This is a genomic window from Pseudomonas sp. 8BK, from assembly GCF_902506475.1.
GTDB lineage: Bacteria > Pseudomonadota > Gammaproteobacteria > Pseudomonadales > Pseudomonadaceae > Aquipseudomonas > Aquipseudomonas anguilliseptica.
On the sequence record NZ_LR733252.1, the window covers coordinates 1,503,075 to 1,519,757 of the forward strand.

Below are 16,683 nucleotides of genomic sequence, written 5' to 3' on the forward strand. Positions count from 1 at the left end.
ATTCTGTGACCGGCCCCGAGTGAGACCGTCAGCGCAATCAAATTGCCAGTTCTCAGCTAGAATTCCCGGGCGTCAACTCGCCAAGCCGGCGAGCGGTGTTCACCCTGAGCCTTGGCGCACCTCGCAGTTTATTGAGGCGCTAGGATGCACCGTCTGCTCAACCTTCCACTGCTGGCTGCACTGCTCTGCTTTGCCCTGGGCAGCGCCCAGGCGTCCGCCGAGCTGCCATTGCTGGTGCTCAGCAGCGAGCAGCTCAAGCAGCCGGTGGAGGTTCCCGCGAGCCTGGTGTTGGAAGACCCCAGCGGCAATCTGACCGCTGCCGAGGTGCAGCAGCGCATCGCCAGCGAGGGCCGGCGGATTGATGGCGTGCCGCGCCTGGGCTATTCGGCCAGCGCCTGGTGGCTGGCGTTTCGTCTCGATGCGCCGGTGGCCGAACGCCTCGATCTGATGATCGACCGGCCCTTTCTCGACGATATCGAAGTCTGGCTGTATGACCGTGAACGGCTGATCGCGCCCTTCTACAGCGGTGACCACCGCGATTTCCTTCTGCGTGGCGCGCCGTCGCCGCATTTTCTGCTCAACCTGCCGCGCCTTGGCGAAGGTCCGCATACGTTGTTACTGCGGGTGCAAAGTGGCTCGGCAGTGAGTGTGCCGATGCAGTTGGTGGCGGCCGAGCAAAGCCCGCTGCTGCTGGCCGAGCACTGGATGCGCAGCGGCCTGCTGCTGGGGGCGCTGCTCAGCCTGACCCTGTTCTTTCTGGTGAAATACAGCGCTCTGCGCGAGACGCAGCTGGTGTGGTTCTGCCTGACGGTGGCCAGCGTGGCGCTGTACAACGCCAGCCTGCATGGCGTTACCAGCCTGCTGGCGCCGCAGTGGGTGTGGCTGTCGACCCAGATGGCCAATCTGGCCAACCCCGGTATGTTGATTTTCAGCAGCCTGTTCCTCGCCAGCTCGCTGAAACTTGACCTGGGTCGTGTGCGCCAGCTGCGCAATGCGCTGTTTGCCGTGACCCTGCTGGTGTGCGGCTGGACCATGGTCAGCTATGGACACTTCCGCTCCTATCAGACGCTGAACGTGCTGATTCTGCTCAACGGGGCGTTCCAGCTGTTGCTGCTGATCCTCGGCGTGCGCCAGCGCCGGCCTTACGCCATTGGCTACCTGCTGTGCTGGAGCTCGGCCCTGCTGCTGATGTTGCTGGTGCCGCTGGGGCGCAGTGGCCTGATTCCGCTGCCGCCGGGCTTCAACTACATGCACGCCTACCTGCCGGTGCTGAGCATGTTGCTGTTTGGCGGCATTCTCGACAAACAGCTAGAGCAGATCCGCCGCGCCCTGCTGCACAGCAAGGCCCAGGCGCTGGGCAACCTGGAGCAATACCAGGCGCTGTTCAGCAGCAGCGGTGAGGGGATTTTCCGCTGTACCCGCAGCGGCGCCCTGATCGAGGCCAACCCCAGTTTTGCCGCCTTGCTTGGGCTTAATCCCGGCAGCACTGCGCTGTCCATGCAGCAGCTGCTGGGCGCCGAGCCATGGGCCGAGCATGTAGCGCAGTTGCACAACGAGCAGCCGGCGATCAGCCAGGAGTGCCAGATCCATGGGCTCGACGGGCAGAGCCATTGGGTCTATCTGTCGTTGCATCTGCGCCCGACCCAGGACTGCATCGAAGGCATCGTGGTCGACCTCAGCGAACGCCGTGCCCTGGAAGAGCGTTTGCAGTACCTGGCCGCACATGACTCGCTGACGGGGTTGCTCAATCGCCGCGAACTCGAGCGTCTGCTGCGTGAAAGCCTCAAGGGCGAAGGTGTGCGGCGTTTCAGTCACCTGCTGAGCCTGGACCTGGATCAGTTCAAGCAGGTCAACGACCTCTGTGGTCACTCGGCTGGCGACCAGCTGTTGCGTCAGCTGTCCAGCCACCTGCGCCACCACCTGCCCCGGCATGCCGAGCTGGCACGTATTGGCGGTGATGAGTTCGCCGTGCTGCTGCGTGAGATCAACACCGACGTGGCGATGGAGCACGCGGAAAACCTGCGCCATTGCGTCGAGCAATTCGTTTTCAGCTGGCAGGGCCGACCGTTTCGTGTGCAGGCCAGCATCGGTCTGCTGGAGCTGGGCAGCGGCGTCAGCGACTGGGAAACCGCGCTGAACTGGGCCGATAGCGCCAGCCAGCTGGCCAAGCACCTGGGCCGTAACCGCGTGCAGCAGTTCAACCCCGCCGATGGCGTGCTGCTGGAACATCAACGCCAGCTGCAATGGATCACCCGTTTGCGCGAGGCCATCGAGCTGGGCCACTTCGAGTTGTTCTATCAGCCGGTGGTGGCGCTGCAGGGCAACAGCGAAGGCCTGCGTTATGAAGTGCTGCTGCGCTACCACGACCCGCTCAGCGGCGAGTGGGTCAGCCCCGGGCAATTTCTCGGCGCGGCGGAGCGCTATGGCTTTCTCGGTGCCATCGACCGCTGGGTAGTGATGCGCCTGCTGCAATGGCTAGCGGATAACCCGCGGCATGTGCAGCAACTGCAACAGGTGAATTTCAACCTGACCGCCAGCTCGCTGCTCAACGCGCACTTCCACGAGATGCTCCACAGCGAGCTGCTGCGACACAACCTGCCGGCGCACAAGCTGTGCATCGAGGTGACCGAGATGGTCGCCCTTGGCGAGTTGGGGGTGTCATCGCAGTGGATCAAACAGCTGCGCAGCCTGGGCCTGAAAGTGGCGCTGGACGACTTCGGCAGCGGCTTCGCCTCCTACGCTTACCTGCGCCACCTGCCGCTGGATATCGTGAAGATCGACGGCAGCTTTATCAGCGGGCTGGAGAACGACCCGATCAACCAGGCCATGGTTGGCTCGATGCAGCAGATTGCCAACCAGCTGGGCCTGAGCACCGTGGCCGAGTTTGTCGAATCCCAGGCCACCCTCGACTGTGTGCGCGGGCTGGGGCTCGACTATGCCCAGGGTTACTTCCTCGGCCACCCGCAGCCGCTGACTCAGTTGGCCGATAGCGCCCAGGGTGAAGTGCAGATGCAGCTGGTTCTTGACCGCCCTTGATAGTGCATCACTGGATGCGTTCGGCATGACTGCAGGCTGAGTAGTAGGTGCCGCAGTTAGTGGTTTTCTGCTGGCAATGGTTAGGGCGGGCTAGGCAGCGTTGTTCAGGCCGCTAATGTCGGGGCATCGGGCTTGCGCGCCACGATAAACACCCGCCAATCTCTGCTCTTGCTGCCATGGCGCTCGACGGCCAGGATTTGCAGACCTTGCGCGGTCATGGCCGCCTGCAACTGGTGGGCGTCGAAACACAGTACAGGCGGCGCTTTGCCGAAGGCGCGCATCAGCGGCAGCGCCAGCTTGGGAATCAGTGGGTTCATCTCATTCAGGCACGGTGTTTTCGAAATCAGCAAGCCGCCAGGTTTCAAGGCATTGATGGCTGAATTCAGCGTCTGCGGCAGGTCCGTCACGAGATGCAGCAGGTTGAACGCCAGCACGGCATCGTAGGCACCCTGTTCGGCCACCGGCGCGTCGGCGTCGGCCAGTCTGAAGTGCAGCTGTGGCATGGGTTGGCGGGCGAGCCTCTCGCCGGCGATGGCGATCATCTGCTCGGCCACGTCGGTGGCCACCAGCCGCCGCGTAGCAGGCGCCAGACGCAGGGCGGTAGTGCCTGTGCCACAACCGATTTCCAGCACCTCATGTTGCGTAGACAGCAAGGCTTGTACGCGCTGCAAGGTCCGCTGGTAACCGGCCGGATCTGCAATCGGATCGTTCGCGTATTTGCGTGCAATTCGGTTCCAGAAGCGAGCCTTGTCGGCCATGGCAGCCGGTATTGCAGCTGCAGAGCCATGGTCGCTGGTAGAGGTGATGGGTGAGTGCATGGTGCGCGTCCTGTGCATGGATGTAAGGCGATAGCCAACATAGAGCGGATGCTATCCTTGCGAGTCACCATGGGGTATTGCGATAAATTGCAGACAATATATGCATTCGCGTATGGATAAGGTCGATTGGAATCAGTTGCGTGCCTTTCTCGAGACGGCGGAAACCGGCTCGCTGTCAGCGGCCGCGCGTAAGCTCGGGCAGTCGCAGCCGACTCTCAGTCGCCAGGTCGCAGCCCTGGAGCTGGCGCTGGGGGTGACGCTGTTTGAGCGGATTGGCAAAGCCATGGCGCTGACCAGCACCGGGCAGGAGTTGTTGGGCCATGCGCGGGTGATGGGCGCGGCGGCGCATGAACTGGGCCTGGCCGCAACCGTGCGCTCGGAAGAAGTGGCGGGCGTGGTGTCTGTCGCCACCAGCGACGCGGTGGCGGCGTACCTGATGCCGAAGATTCTTCTGCATATCCGCCAGGCAGCCCCCGGCATCCAGGTCGAGGTGGTCGCTTCGGACGGGTTCAGCGACCTGTTGCGCCGTGAGGCCGACATCGCCATCCGCCATGCGCGTCCCGAACAACCGGAGCTGATTGGCCGTTTGGTGCGGCAGAGTTCCGCCGGTTTTTATGCATCCGAAAGCTGGGTACGCGTGAATGGCCTACCGCGTACTGCCGAAGAGGCTTTGCAGCATGACTTTATCGGCCTGGACCGCACGGGCCATTACCTGCAGCACCTGCACGGCCAAGGCCTGCTGCTGAATAACACGAATTTTCGCAGCTACGCAGATAACTCCGTCACCTACTGGGAAATGGTCCGCCAGGGCCTGGGCATCGGCGCAATCATGGAGGAGATCGCGCGGGAAACCCCGGGCATGGTTCGTGTGCTGGAGGATGTCGCCCCCTTTCAACTGCCAATCTGGCTGGTTACCCACCGCGAGCTGCGCACGGCGCGGCGTATCCGTATCGTCTTCGATCTGCTGGCCGAGGTCCTGGCCTGATCAGTGTTCGCTGTGGCAGCTGTCAGGCAGCCAGCGGGATGCGTTCCAACAGGCTGAGGTCCAGGCGCAGCATGCGCACACAGCGCTCATCGCGTAGCTCTTTGGGCGACTGGTTGCTGCGCAGGCGCAGCACCTGGCAGACCAGGTTGAGCACCAGCGCCTCGCGGCTAAATACGCCACTGCCGAGGTTGTAGAATGCCGCGATCAGCTCACGCAGGCCAAACGGCAGGCGCCAGCGGATGCGCAACGCCGAGCCGAAGCTGGCCGCGCGTTGTTGGAAGCTGTTGTGGATGTCCTCATCGCGCAGGGTGCCGCCGGCGTCCTGCCAGTCCTGCAGGCTGCGCAGCAAGGCCAGCTCGCCGATGTTGTGCAGCAGTGCGGCTGTAAAGCACAACTCGGCATCCAGATTCAGTTCGCCTGCCAACCAGCGGGCCAGTTCGGCGCTGCGCTGGGCGCTGTCCCAGGCGCTGCTGGCCAGCTCGGCCAGGCGTGGGTCACTGAGCAGCGCATTGCGTTGCACAGCCATGCCCAATACCAGATTCAGCGTGCGCGCCAGGCCCAGACGCGGCAGCGCCTGGCTGAGGGTCTGGCACGGTGCGCCCTGGTGCTGCGCGGCACTGTTGGCGGCGGCGATCAGTCGTGCGGTGATCTGCGGGTCACGGGCAAACACCTCTTCCAGCTCGCGCAGGTCGCTGTCGTCACCGTTCAGGCACTGGCTCACCGAATCGCGTACCGAGGCCAGCAACGGCGCGCCCTGACCTTCTTCGCGCACCGCATTGAGGTAATCATCCAGGCTGTCGACCAGCAAGGGGGCTGCAACCGCTGTCTCGCTGGCGGCGGCGCTGCCGAGAATGCCGAGCAGGCGCTGGCGCAGTTGCTCGGCATTGAACGGCTTGGCCAGGTAGGCGTCCGGTGCCAGCGGGCGCGCGGCGCGCACGCTACTGGCATCCAGGCGACTGCTGATCAGGATAAACGGCAGCGCCGGAGTGCGTGGATGACGGCGCAACTGGCGCAGCAGTTCCAGACCATCCAGGCCCGGCAGGTCGCCATCGGCAATCACCAGCGCCGGCAGGCGGCGCTTGCACTTGGCCAGTGCGGCGTCGCCATCGCTGACCCGGATAATCCGCGCATCGGTGCGCACATCGAGTACCAGTTGCACGAGCAGATCGGCAGTCCAGGGGTCTGCTTCGGCGATCAGAATCTCCGGAGCCTTGGCCAGGGCAGTCATGAAAACCTCAGGGAAAAGCGTGATGGCAAAATAATGGCGTCAGCGATGTGACGGCGCGCAGTGTACGGGCTGGCCACTTTAAAACCAGCTTCGGCCGACGAAGTGCTGAACAACTCGTCAACTTTCTTATGCGACCTGAACAGGCCGTGCTAGAGCGGTCTGGTTGTCCTACAAAGCGCAGCAGAGGAGGCAGCTAAGGCCGTCCCAGGGTGTGTGGTGCAGGCTATGGATTATTGCCTTCCGATAACGCTTGGCTATCAGTTCTATGGCCTACTCAATCGCCGAAAGCAAAAGACCCGCCTAAGCGGGTCTTTTTTACTGCCGGGTTAACGCGGTGTGCTTACGCCAGCTCGTCGAAGCACTCGGCAATAATCGCCAGGCCCTTGTCGAGCAGGGCGTCTTCGGCGGTCAGCGGTACCAGTACGCGCAACACGTTGCCGTAGGTGCCGCAGGACAGCAGGATCAAGCCTTTGTCGCGCGCCTTGGCCACTACAGCGGCGGTCAGTGCGGCGTTTGGCTTGTGCAGGTCACCACCTTCGAACAGTTCGACGGCGATCATCGCACCGAGGGCGCGTACATCACCGATGGACTTGTGCTTGGCCTGGATGGCCTTGAGGCCAGTGACCAGCCGCTCGCCCACTGCTTTGCAGCGATCCAGCAGCTTCTCTTCCTCGAACACTTGCATCACCGCCAGGGCCGCGGCGCAGGCGATCGGGCTGCCGGCGTAGGTGCCGCCCAAACCGCCTGGGGCGATGGCGTCCATATATTCAGCCTTGCCGCACACGCCCGCCACCGGGAAACCGCCGGCGATGGATTTGGCGAAGGTGGTCAGGTCGGCGGCGACGCCCATCTGTTCCATGGCGAAGAAGGTGCCGGTGCGGCCTGCGCCGGTCTGCACTTCGTCGGCGATCAGCAGGATGCCGTGCTGATCACACAGTGCGCGCAGGCGCAGCATGAAATCTTTCGGCGCGACGTAGAAACCGCCCTCGCCCTGCACCGGCTCGATGATGATCGCGGCGATGTCGCGTGGCTCGGCATCGTTCTTGAAGATGCGCTCGATGCTGGCGATTGCGTCATCGCTGCTCACGCCGTGCAGTTCACACGGGTACTGGGCGCGGAAAATGCCGCCAGGCATCAGACCCATGCCGGCCGAGTACGGTACGACCTTGCCGGTCAGGCCCAGGGTCATCATGGTGCGACCGTGGTAGCCGCCGGTGAAGGCGATCACGCCAGCGCGGCCAGTGGCGGCGCGGGCGATCTTGATCGAGTTCTCCACCGCTTCGGAGCCGGTGGTGACCAGCAGGGTCTTCTTGGCGAAGTCGCCTGGCACGCGTGCGTTAACTTTCTCGCACAGTTCAACGTACGACTCATACGCCAGCACCTGGAAGCAGGTATGGGTCAGTTTGGTCAGCTGCTCTTGCACCGCTGCCACCACTTTCGGGTGCAGGTGGCCGGTGTTGAGCACGGCGATGCCGCCAGCGAAGTCGATAAACTCGCGGCCTTCAACGTCGGTTACGGTGGCGTTCTTTGCCGACTCGGCAAAGATCGGGTGGATCTGGCCCACGCCGCGCGGAACGGCAGCGGTGCGGCGTTGCATCAAAGATTCGTTGGTCTTGCTCATGATGTCCTCATTCGCCGGTCAATCTCGGCGTGGTTCAAGGATGTGTCGCCGGCGGCGGCTTGGCAGTATTCGATGATCGACTGTCACAGCACGCCCGGCCACAGCTATGTCCATATAAAGCCGAAGGCGCAGCGCTCTCGTGCGTCTTCGGCGGGGTTACTGCTACTTCGCCAGGGTTAGATGCCCAGGCAGAGGTATTTGATTTCCAGGTAGTCCTCAATGCCGTACTTCGAGCCTTCGCGGCCAAGGCCCGAGGCCTTCACACCACCGAACGGTGCGACTTCATTGGAGATCAAACCGGTGTTGACGCCGACCATACCGTATTCCAGGGCTTCCGCCACACGGAACACACGACCCAGGTCACGGGCGTAGAAATACGAGGCCAGGCCGAACTCGGTGTCGTTGGACATCGCGATCACTTCGGCCTCGTCCTTGAAGCGGAACAGCGGCGCCAGTGGGCCGAAGGTTTCTTCCTTGGCCACCGCAGCGCTCGATGGCACGTCGACCAGAATGGTCGGCTCGAAGAAGCTGCCACCCAAGGCATGCGGTTTGCCGCCAGCGAGCAGGCGCGCGCCTTTGCTCAGGGCATCGGCGATGTGTTCCTGCACCTTGGCCACAGCCTTGTCGTCGATCAGCGGGCCAGTGGTGGTGCCTTCATCCAGACCGTTGCCGATCTGCAATTTGGCCACGGCGGCGGCCAGTTTTTCGGCGAAGGCGTCGTACACACCGTCCTGAATGTACAGGCGGTTGGCGCAGACGCAGGTTTGGCCGTTGTTGCGGTATTTGGAGATCAACGCGCCTTCGACGGCTTTATCCAGGTCGGCATCGTCGAACACAATAAACGGCGCGTTGCCGCCCAGTTCCAGCGAGACCTTCTTGATGTCCTTGGCGCATTCGGCCATCAGCTGGCGACCGATTTCGGTCGAGCCGGTGAAGCTCAGCTTGCGCACGATCGGGTTGCTGGTCAGCTCACCGCCGACTTCGCCGGCGCTGCCGGTCACTACGCTCAGCACGCCTTTCGGAATGCCGGCGCGCTCGGCCAGAGCAACCAGGGCCAGGGCGGAGAACGGCGTCTGCGACGCGGGCTTGATCACCATGGTGCAACCGGCGGCCAGGGCCGGGCCGGCTTTACGGGTGATCATCGCCGCCGGGAAGTTCCACGGGGTGATGGCGGCAGTGACGCCGATCGGCTGCTTGATCACGATCAGGCGCTTGTCCGGTTGGTGGCCAGGGATCACGTCGCCATACACGCGCTTTGCTTCTTCAGCGAACCACTCAATAAAGGAAGCGGCGTAGGCAATCTCGCCCTTGGCTTCGGCCAGCGGCTTGCCCTGCTCCAGAGTCATCAGGCGGCCGAGGTCGTCCTGGTTCTCGATCAGCAGTTCAAACCAGCGGCGCAGTTTGTTCGAGCGCTCTTTGGCGGTCAGGGCACGCCAGGCCGGCAAGGCGCGGTCAGCAGCTTCGATTGCGCGACGGGTCTCCGCTGCGCCCATCTTCGGCACTGTACCGATGATTTCGCCGGTGGCCGGGTTGTTGACCTTAATAGTCTGGCCGCTGTCAGCGTCCAGCCAGGTACCGTCGATATAAGCCTGCTGACGGAACAGCTGGGTGTCTTTCAGTTGCATGGCAGTCTCCTAAATTCCGACACCCTGGCATCGGTACGTGTCATCGAATGGCCACACTGCAGTGCAGCTGGGCTTGATCTGCTGGGCTCATGCTGCCGATTGGCGGGCGCAGGACGCGGCACGCACGATTTCAGCAAGAGCGTTTGAAATCTCAAACGAATCCTAGGGTCAAGAGGGGTAAAGGGCAATAGCCTGTTCGAAAAAATTAACGGATTATTGCCCTTATTCAAGGGGTTTATACGAATAGACAGCTAGCAGTCGCTTTGCGTGCAGAATCACGAACAAGGCGGCAGCATGGACGCCCGCCAGCGAGATGCGTATGATTGCGCCCGCGCTGCACCAGTAGCTCAGCTGGATAGAGTACTGCCCTCCGAAGGCAGGGGTCGTGGGTTCGAATCCCGCCTGGTGCGCCATATATAAACGAAAGCCCCAGGTGAAAACCTGGGGCTTTTTTGTTTGCTGTCCACCCTGCGTCCCGCATAAGCCTTAGTCGGTGCCGCACCTTTATGCGGGCTGATTTCAACAAAGCCTATCCCCTTCGATCCTCGCCACGTCGTCCCCCGAGAAAAGAACGTTTCGGCTCCCCGGTATCCGACTCAGTAGCTGCTCGGCTTCTTGATATTTCCGACGCACCTCGCACACCGATGGTGTGGCCATTGGCCGGGGCTGAATGTGTGAGAACTATCACAGCGATCATTCAGCAAACTGACCTACTTAGCAGCTTTAATTATGCTCGCGCGCTCTCTTATGCCGATTTCCTTTTTCAGGTGGCGGCGCATAGAAAAACTATCGAGTGCATGGACGCGCGAAACCATATCGAGCCGCTCGCATGTTTCGAGTTTTTCAGGGGTTACCGCTCCCGCGTGTTCTAGCCCGCTACTTCTGCCTATTTCATGACGATTGCCCATATGTCGAACTGCCTCGGCGCGGCCTGGGCGACTGTGTGGCCGTTATTACGATTCTCCTGAATAAGGTTGAGAAATCATGCTTCGTGTAAGTCTGTTGTTGCTGGCGCTGTTTAGTCTGACAGGCTGTCTGGATCTGGGTGGCGGTGGTGGTGGAAGCAGCAATGGCGGCGGTAATAACACTGGCAGTCGTCCGCCGGCGACTGAGCCTCCCGTGGTTACGCCGCCCGTCGAACCACCGGTCGTGGAGCCGCCCGTCACGCCGCCAGTGACACCTCCAGTAGAGCCGCCGGTGGTTACGCCACCGCCTGCTGAGACCTTCCCCGAGCCGTCCGCTGCGGTGGTTGATGAGGTCAATGCGCAGGGCTTTTACGATGTTGCTGCAGATGGCCAGCCGCGCCCGGTGCGCAATGATCTGACGGGTGATCTGGCGGCCATGCTGCAGTTCGTGCAGAGCCATTCGGTCGATCCGCAGGGTAACGAGGCGAAGAACATGCCACGCCTAACCAGCGAGCGTGAGGCACTTTTGCTGGTCACCCCGCTGCCGACTGAGCCGCTGCCGCAACAGCTGCGTGTGCAGGTGACGGTGGACGGTGATCTCAAGGGTGAACTGTTACTGAGCGAGCCGGACCGGTTGCCTAGGGCGGATCGCACTGGGGCCGATAGCCGCCCTGATGTGGTCTATTCACGGCGCGCCTGGTCCGCTGTGCTGCCTTGGGATTGGGTCCGGCCGGGGTTGAGCCTGCAGGTTATCGATGAGCGCGGGCGGCGTGGCGAGCGCAGCGCAGCGGCTTTCGATTTTGCCGCGCCGGCCGAGTTGGTGGTGCAGTCGATTCGCGTGGGCATGCTGACCACGCCGCCTACCGGTAATGGTCACTGGTTTCGCGCACGCACTGCCCAGGCCGCTACCGAGTACTTCCAGACTGTGCCTGTGGCCCGTCTGGTGGCCAGCTATTACGAAGACGTAAAGCTGGATCGGGTGATGGTCGGCAGCGGTGTTATCTATGACACGGCGAGTGCGCTGAACGGCGATGTTTACAGCGGCGATATGCGTGAGAACACCGCTAAATCGACCTTCAGCACCGGGATCAATCTGGCCAACTGGGGCGTGACCAGTGCGGGCATGATCAGCCAGCAGCAACCGCAATTGACGCAGAGCGCGGTGGCGCATCATGCCGCCGGTAATTATGCCAATGGCATACAGAGCCATGGTTTGAGCGGCGGCAATGGCATCCTCACGCTTTATAGCTCGGTGGGTAATGAGTTCAGCCATGAAATCGGCCACCACTACGGCATAGGCCATTACCCGGGCGAGAAAGACGGCAACTATTTCTGGGCCGTGCATCATCACGACAGTGGCTGGGGCTATATCGCCTACCGCAAGCGCATGCGTGCCAACCTGCTCTGGGCGCGCAACAAGAGCGCGGCCATGAGTGGTACGCCGGTGTTTGCCGATGCCTATGCATTTGCGCCTGATGCCATGTCCGGCGGTGACTTCACCAGTGCGTTGTCCAGCTATACGCATTACACCGGCTACAGCACCAAGAACTGGATTCAGCCCAACCTGAATAATCGTGCGGTCTGGGCCGCTGACTCGCCCACCGGCTACCGCAAGTGGGACGCTGACACGCGCAAGATGGAGACCATCCAGCCCAAGGTGCCGAGCTCGAGTCAGGTCTGGTACAACAGCGCCGATGGCAACTACCGCAAGCCGCGTCTGTTCGGGGTGCCGGTGTTCACTATTCTCGGCGGCTATGATCCGGTGGCCAACAGCGGCGTGCTCTACCCGGCGCTGCGTGGTAACTGGGGCCAGGTGTATGACCTGCCTGCCCCCAATGACGCTGCGGCCAGCAAGCAGTGCTGGCTGACCGTGGATTTTGTCGGCGGTGCCAGCCAGCGCATCGCCGTTGCGCCACTGCGCATGGGCAGCAACGCCAACAAGCTGCATATCAACCTGGCGCAGGCCGAGCGGCCGTTGGCGGCTACCCTGCAGTGCCGCGAAGCGCCGGGTGACAGCCCGGTTGATCTGGCCAGCCTCGCTATTGCCCAGGGCCTGCCCGCCATGCCGGCTCCCGTTGTGGTGGGCCGTGAGGAGCGCTTCAAGGCGCTGTTCAACGAAGAGCGGCCGAAGCTGCAGGCGGCGTTGGAAGCGATCGCCAATCAGCCTGTACTGGCCTTAACCGGCGACGCTCGTCTGCTCTATGACAGCTATGCCGAGCAAGCGGAGGGGTTGTCGGCGACCGCTCAGCAGGTGATGCAGCGCCTGAAAAGTCAGGAGGAGCGTGCCCTACGCTTGAACCGCTGGCTGGATGCCCATGGCGCGCAACTGGCGAGCAGCGATGCCGCGCGCACCGCCCTCGACGCGCTGCTGCTAACCCTGCAGTTTGATCAGCGCCCCCTGCTTCCTGCGCCGCAAAGCTTCACCATGAGCAATGGCAACTGTGTACGCGCGGAGCTGAAGGAGGGTGTGTGGAGCCCCTACGTAGCGGCCAAGGCGCAGTGCACCGGTGCTGCTGATGAGCAGTGGCTGGTCGATGCCAGCGGGCGTATTCGCAGCGTTGCACAGCCGAGCAAATGCCTGACGGCAACCAATGACATCAGCCTCAGCGACTGCGATGCGCAGCGCGATACACAAGCCTGGGACTTTACTGCTCTGCCCCAGTTGAAGTACGCCGAGCGCTGTGTGGACCTGTCCCAGGGCTTCCTCACCAATGGTCGCGGCAAGCTGATCCTGTACGGCTGTACCGGTGGGGCCAATCAGAAGTGGTTTGGCTTTTCGCTGAATGACCACGCGCTGCTGCCGTTGCTGAAGAGCCGCAATCTGGTGAGCTTTATCGACTACGCACAACGGCGAGACACCGTGCCGAGCTTATGACCGAGTGCCGCGTAATCCCCCGGCGCTCCGGGGTTGCTATGAGCCTTACGGTGCTGGGGCTGTGTCTGACTTTTCCGGCTGGCGCGGTGCAGCTGCCGAGTGATCTGCTGCCTGCCGATTTGCCATGGATACTGCCTTCGGCAAAGCCTCTGACGGGCCTCGAGCATTGGCAGTTGCATGGTCTGTTTCGCCAGGGCAATGGCGGCGGTTGGGCGTTGCTTAGCATCGGCCAGGCGGCCGCGCAGCGGGTTGAGTTCGACGCGAAATTGCCGGGTGGCATACGCCTGGCTGCCATCGAGAATGAAGGTGTCTGGCTGCAACGCGGTCAGGCGCGAGCCTTTCTGCGCCTCGGCGGCACGCTGCAGGCGAGTGTGGTCGGCGAGGTGGTTGTGGAGGTGTCTGCGCCGCCTGCTGCGCCTCCAGCAAGCTGCCAGGAGTACCTGTCCGGTGGCGTGCCGCTGGACGAACTGACGGCTCTGGGTGTGTGCCCGGCGGGCCGCACGGGTTTATAACTGCTGCGCTATAAATGCGTCGGGACAATCAGTCCCTTGCTGCGGTAATCGTCTATATGAATGCCGAAGGCGCCGCTGCTGTGTACTTCGTGGATGCGGTAGGGTTTGCCGCTGGGGTCGCTGGCAGTTTTGCCCAGGTCGATGATGCTTTCCTTGCAGGCCTGCTTCTGCCCGTCGAGCACACGCAGCACCCTGGGTTTGAGCTTGTTGCCAGGTGGGCAGCCGATGATGATGCCGACTTCGCCATTGGTCAGCTCGACGATTTCCCCTGGCGGGTAGATGCCAACCATACGAATAAAGCAGTCAACAATCTCTTCATCGAAATGACTGTTGACCGCTTCCAGCAGGATGCGCAGTGACTCCAGGCTGGACTTTCCCTTGCTGTACACGCGGTCGCTGTTGATGGCGTCATAGCTGTCGGCCACCGCGATGATCTTGGCGAAGTAAGGGATCTTGCTGGCATTCAGGCCGCGTGGGTAACCCTGGCCATCCAGGCGCTCATGGTGCGAGTAGGCAACGTCGACGGTGGCGGCGGTGACCTGCTGGTTGCTCATCAGCAGCTTGCGGCCTTCGGCGGCGTGGCTCTGCATGATGCACTGCTCTTCGGCGGTCAGTGCGCAGGGTTTGTTGAGGATTTCGTTGGGCACCTTGATCTTGCCGACGTCGTGGAGCATGCCGCACACGCCAATCTGCTCAAGCTGATAGACCGGCAACCCCAGCTCTTTGGCCAGGGCAATCGAGAGAATGGATACACGCAGCGAATGTTCAGCGGTGTATTCGTCGCTGTTCTTGATGCGCGCCAGCCAGAGCATGGCGGCCGGGTTGCGCAGGATGCTTTCGACACAGTCCTTGATGACGGCTTTGACCGCCTCGACATCCAGCTCCTGGCCCAGTTTGACCGCCTGCAGAATGCGTAACGACTCTTCGCGCGCAGCATTCCAGCTGGGGGCGGCCTGGAGCATTTCCAGGTTGAAGTCGACTTTGGCGATGGCGGGTTGCAGGGCTTCGGGTTGGGCGATATTGGCCGTGACCTGATCATACTCGGTGACGGATTGCCGGGCATCCACCCAGACGTAGCGGCAGACTTCCTGCAGCAGGCGAATGTCCTGTTGCTGACGAATGCGAAAACCTTGAAAGAGGAACGTGGTGTCCGTCCATGGCCGGTCCAGCTCGACCACATACATGCCGACTGTCAGTTGTGCAGCGTCGACTTTGATGCGGTCTGGTTTGGCTTCACCGTCCATGGAGCTCTCCACTGGGAGCGGCTGGGTGCGAGCTATTAGCTGTCTCTGGTGCAGTGCGCAGCAAATGGCTGTTGCCTATTGGTGGCGTGGATTTTCAACATAGCTCATCGAGCGAGCGCCACCCTGCCTTCAACGTTAGCCATGTAACCGCCGTTGTGTGGTGCGGCGCAGGCTAATCGCGGATTAAGTGTGCAGACCCAGGCGCTTGGCCAGGCGGATCAGGTTGGCGCGGTCGATGCCCAGCTCGCGGGCGGCGGCGGCCCATTTATGTTGATGGCGCTCGAGTGTCTGGCTGATCAGCTGTTTCTGGTAGGTGTCGAGGGCCTCGCGCAGCGGCAGCCCGTTGTACGGCTCGGTTGTAGTTTGAGCAGCAAGTGCTGTTGCGGCTTGGCTGCTCGGCAAATCCAGATGGGGGCTGTCGATGCTGAGGATGCGCGGGCGCTCGCTGCAATCGGCCAAGGACTTGAGCGCAGCGCGGCCGATCAGGTGTTCGAGTTCGCGCACGTTGCCCGGCCAGTTGTAGGTCAGCAGGCTGGCTTGTGCGTCGGCGGTCAGGCGCAGGCTGCGCAGTCCCAGGCGGGCGCGGTTTTCTTCGAGGAAGTAGCCGGCCAGCAGCAACACATCGCGGCCGCGTTCGCGCAGGGCCGGGACTTTCAGCGGGTAGACGCTGAGGCGGTGATAGAGGTCGGCGCGAAAACGCCCGGCACGGACTTCCTCAGCCAGATCGCGGTTGCTGGCGGCCAGCACGCGTACGTTGACCCGCTGTTCCTGATCGGCACCCACCCGTTGCAGCTGGCCGCTCTGCAGCACGCGCAGCAGCTTGGCCTGCGCGGCCAGCGGCAGCTCACCGATTTCATCGAGAAACAGGCTGCCGCCATCGGCCAATTCGAACTTGCCGCGTCGCTCGTTGTGCGCGCCGGTAAAGGCGCCGCGTACATGGCCGAACAGTTCGCTTTCCACCAGGTTGTCGGGCAGCGCCGCGCAGTTGAGGCTGATCAGTGGTTTGGCCGCGCGCGGCGAGGCGGCGTGCAGGGCTTCGGCGACCAGCTCCTTGCCGACCCCGGTTTCGCCGCTGATCAGCACGCTCAGCTCGCTGTTGCCGACCAGCGCAATCTCCGCCGCCAGGCGCTTGTGCATGGCGCTCTGGCCGATCAGCTCACGCGGGCGTTGCTGGCCGGCGGCCTGTTTGTAGGCCTCGGCCAGTTGGTGCTGATCCTCGGCGCGTTGCAGCAGCGCGTTGATCCGTTCGCTGGCCATCACCGTGGCGGCAGCCAGGCTGGCAAAGGCCTGCAGGTTGTCCAGATCGACCCGGCCGAAACTCGCCGGATCCAGCGAGTCGAGGGTCAGCAGGCCCCAGGGCTGATCCTGCACATACAACGGGCAACCGAGACAGTCGTGCACGGGCAGGTGACCGCGATGACCGTCGACCAGGCCGTCGTAGGGGTCGGGCATCTCGCAGTCGGTGGCAAAACGGGTTGGCCCGCGTTGCGCCAACAGCGCCTGCAGACGTGGGTGTTCGTCGAGCTTGAAGCGCCGGCCGAGGGTGTCAGTACTCAGGCCCTCCACAGCCAGCGGAATCAGCACATCGCCATCGAGCTTGAGCAGCCCCACGGCGTCGCATGGCAGCAGCTGCCGCAGCGCCTGCAGCAGGCGGCGATAGCGTTCGGCTTCTGGCAGCTCGCGGGACAGATCGGCGACCAGCGGGATCAGGGCGGTAAGCAGTGGATTTGCTGTCATAAGGACACGCTAGCTGTCATAAAGACTCGGAATGCTTGCTGTCATAAAGACACAAGTATTTATAAGTCTATGATTTATATGAATAAAATAATTGGCA

At 62.4% G+C, this 16,683-nt stretch carries 10 protein-coding genes and 1 tRNA gene; 5 read left to right on the forward strand and 6 right to left on the reverse strand.

Features of this window, described 5'->3' with window-relative positions; genetic code table 11:
- Nucleotides 1–144 precede the first annotated feature (144 nt).
- Nucleotides 145–3,036, forward strand: a complete 2,892-nt coding sequence (locus ACIN8IBEIGE_RS06860; RefSeq protein ID WP_160013995.1) for an EAL domain-containing protein — start codon at nucleotides 145–147, stop codon at nucleotides 3,034–3,036.
- A 104-nt stretch (nucleotides 3,037–3,140) separates the two neighbouring features.
- Here ACIN8IBEIGE_RS06860 and ACIN8IBEIGE_RS06865 read toward each other — a convergent pair whose 3' ends face one another.
- Nucleotides 3,141–3,854 (reverse strand): class I SAM-dependent methyltransferase, encoded by a 714-nt coding sequence (locus ACIN8IBEIGE_RS06865; RefSeq protein WP_160013996.1) that lies wholly within the window; start codon nucleotides 3,852–3,854, stop codon nucleotides 3,141–3,143.
- 112 nt (nucleotides 3,855–3,966) lie between these two features.
- Here ACIN8IBEIGE_RS06865 and ACIN8IBEIGE_RS06870 point away from each other — a divergent pair, with 112 nt between their 5' ends.
- Complete coding sequence (locus ACIN8IBEIGE_RS06870) at nucleotides 3,967–4,839, forward strand: LysR family transcriptional regulator (RefSeq protein ID WP_160013997.1); 873 nt, start codon at nucleotides 3,967–3,969, stop codon at nucleotides 4,837–4,839.
- 22 nt (nucleotides 4,840–4,861) lie between these two features.
- On the opposite strand, the gene ACIN8IBEIGE_RS06875 is transcribed toward ACIN8IBEIGE_RS06870, so the two are convergent.
- The 3 genes from ACIN8IBEIGE_RS06875 to gabD form a co-directional block, all read right to left on the reverse strand.
- Complete coding sequence (locus tag ACIN8IBEIGE_RS06875; protein ID WP_160013998.1) at nucleotides 4,862–6,067, reverse strand: HDOD domain-containing protein; 1,206 nt, start codon at nucleotides 6,065–6,067, stop codon at nucleotides 4,862–4,864.
- A 340-nt stretch (nucleotides 6,068–6,407) separates the two neighbouring features.
- Nucleotides 6,408–7,688: a 4-aminobutyrate--2-oxoglutarate transaminase gene (gene gabT / locus ACIN8IBEIGE_RS06880; RefSeq protein WP_160013999.1), complete on the reverse strand. Its 1,281-nt coding sequence runs from the start codon at nucleotides 7,686–7,688 to the stop codon at nucleotides 6,408–6,410.
- A 176-nt stretch (nucleotides 7,689–7,864) separates the two neighbouring features.
- On the reverse strand, nucleotides 7,865–9,313 hold the full coding sequence (gabD, locus tag ACIN8IBEIGE_RS06885; RefSeq protein ID WP_160014000.1) for an NADP-dependent succinate-semialdehyde dehydrogenase: 1,449 nt from the start codon (nucleotides 9,311–9,313) through the stop codon (nucleotides 7,865–7,867).
- A 336-nt stretch (nucleotides 9,314–9,649) separates the two neighbouring features.
- On the opposite strand from gabD, the gene ACIN8IBEIGE_RS06890 reads away from it, so the two are divergent.
- From ACIN8IBEIGE_RS06890 to ACIN8IBEIGE_RS06900, 3 genes are all read left to right on the forward strand, one after another.
- A tRNA-Arg gene (locus tag ACIN8IBEIGE_RS06890) sits at nucleotides 9,650–9,726 on the forward strand.
- A gap of 571 nt (nucleotides 9,727–10,297) precedes the next feature.
- The gene (locus tag ACIN8IBEIGE_RS06895; RefSeq protein ID WP_160014001.1) at nucleotides 10,298–13,093 is read left to right on the forward strand and encodes a M66 family metalloprotease; all 2,796 of its coding nucleotides are present in this window, start codon (nucleotides 10,298–10,300) and stop codon (nucleotides 13,091–13,093) included.
- Between the two features lie 38 nt (nucleotides 13,094–13,131).
- Entirely contained in the window at nucleotides 13,132–13,605 is a 474-nt protein-coding gene (locus tag ACIN8IBEIGE_RS06900) for a hypothetical protein (protein ID WP_160014002.1), read from the forward strand.
- A gap of 8 nt (nucleotides 13,606–13,613) precedes the next feature.
- Here ACIN8IBEIGE_RS06900 and ACIN8IBEIGE_RS06905 read toward each other — a convergent pair whose 3' ends face one another.
- Complete coding sequence (locus ACIN8IBEIGE_RS06905; protein ID WP_160014003.1) at nucleotides 13,614–14,849, reverse strand: HD-GYP domain-containing protein; 1,236 nt, start codon at nucleotides 14,847–14,849, stop codon at nucleotides 13,614–13,616.
- A gap of 183 nt (nucleotides 14,850–15,032) precedes the next feature.
- Nucleotides 15,033–16,586 (reverse strand): nitric oxide reductase transcriptional regulator NorR, encoded by a 1,554-nt coding sequence (gene norR, locus ACIN8IBEIGE_RS06910; protein WP_160014004.1) that lies wholly within the window; start codon nucleotides 16,584–16,586, stop codon nucleotides 15,033–15,035.
- Nucleotides 16,587–16,683 lie beyond the last annotated feature (97 nt).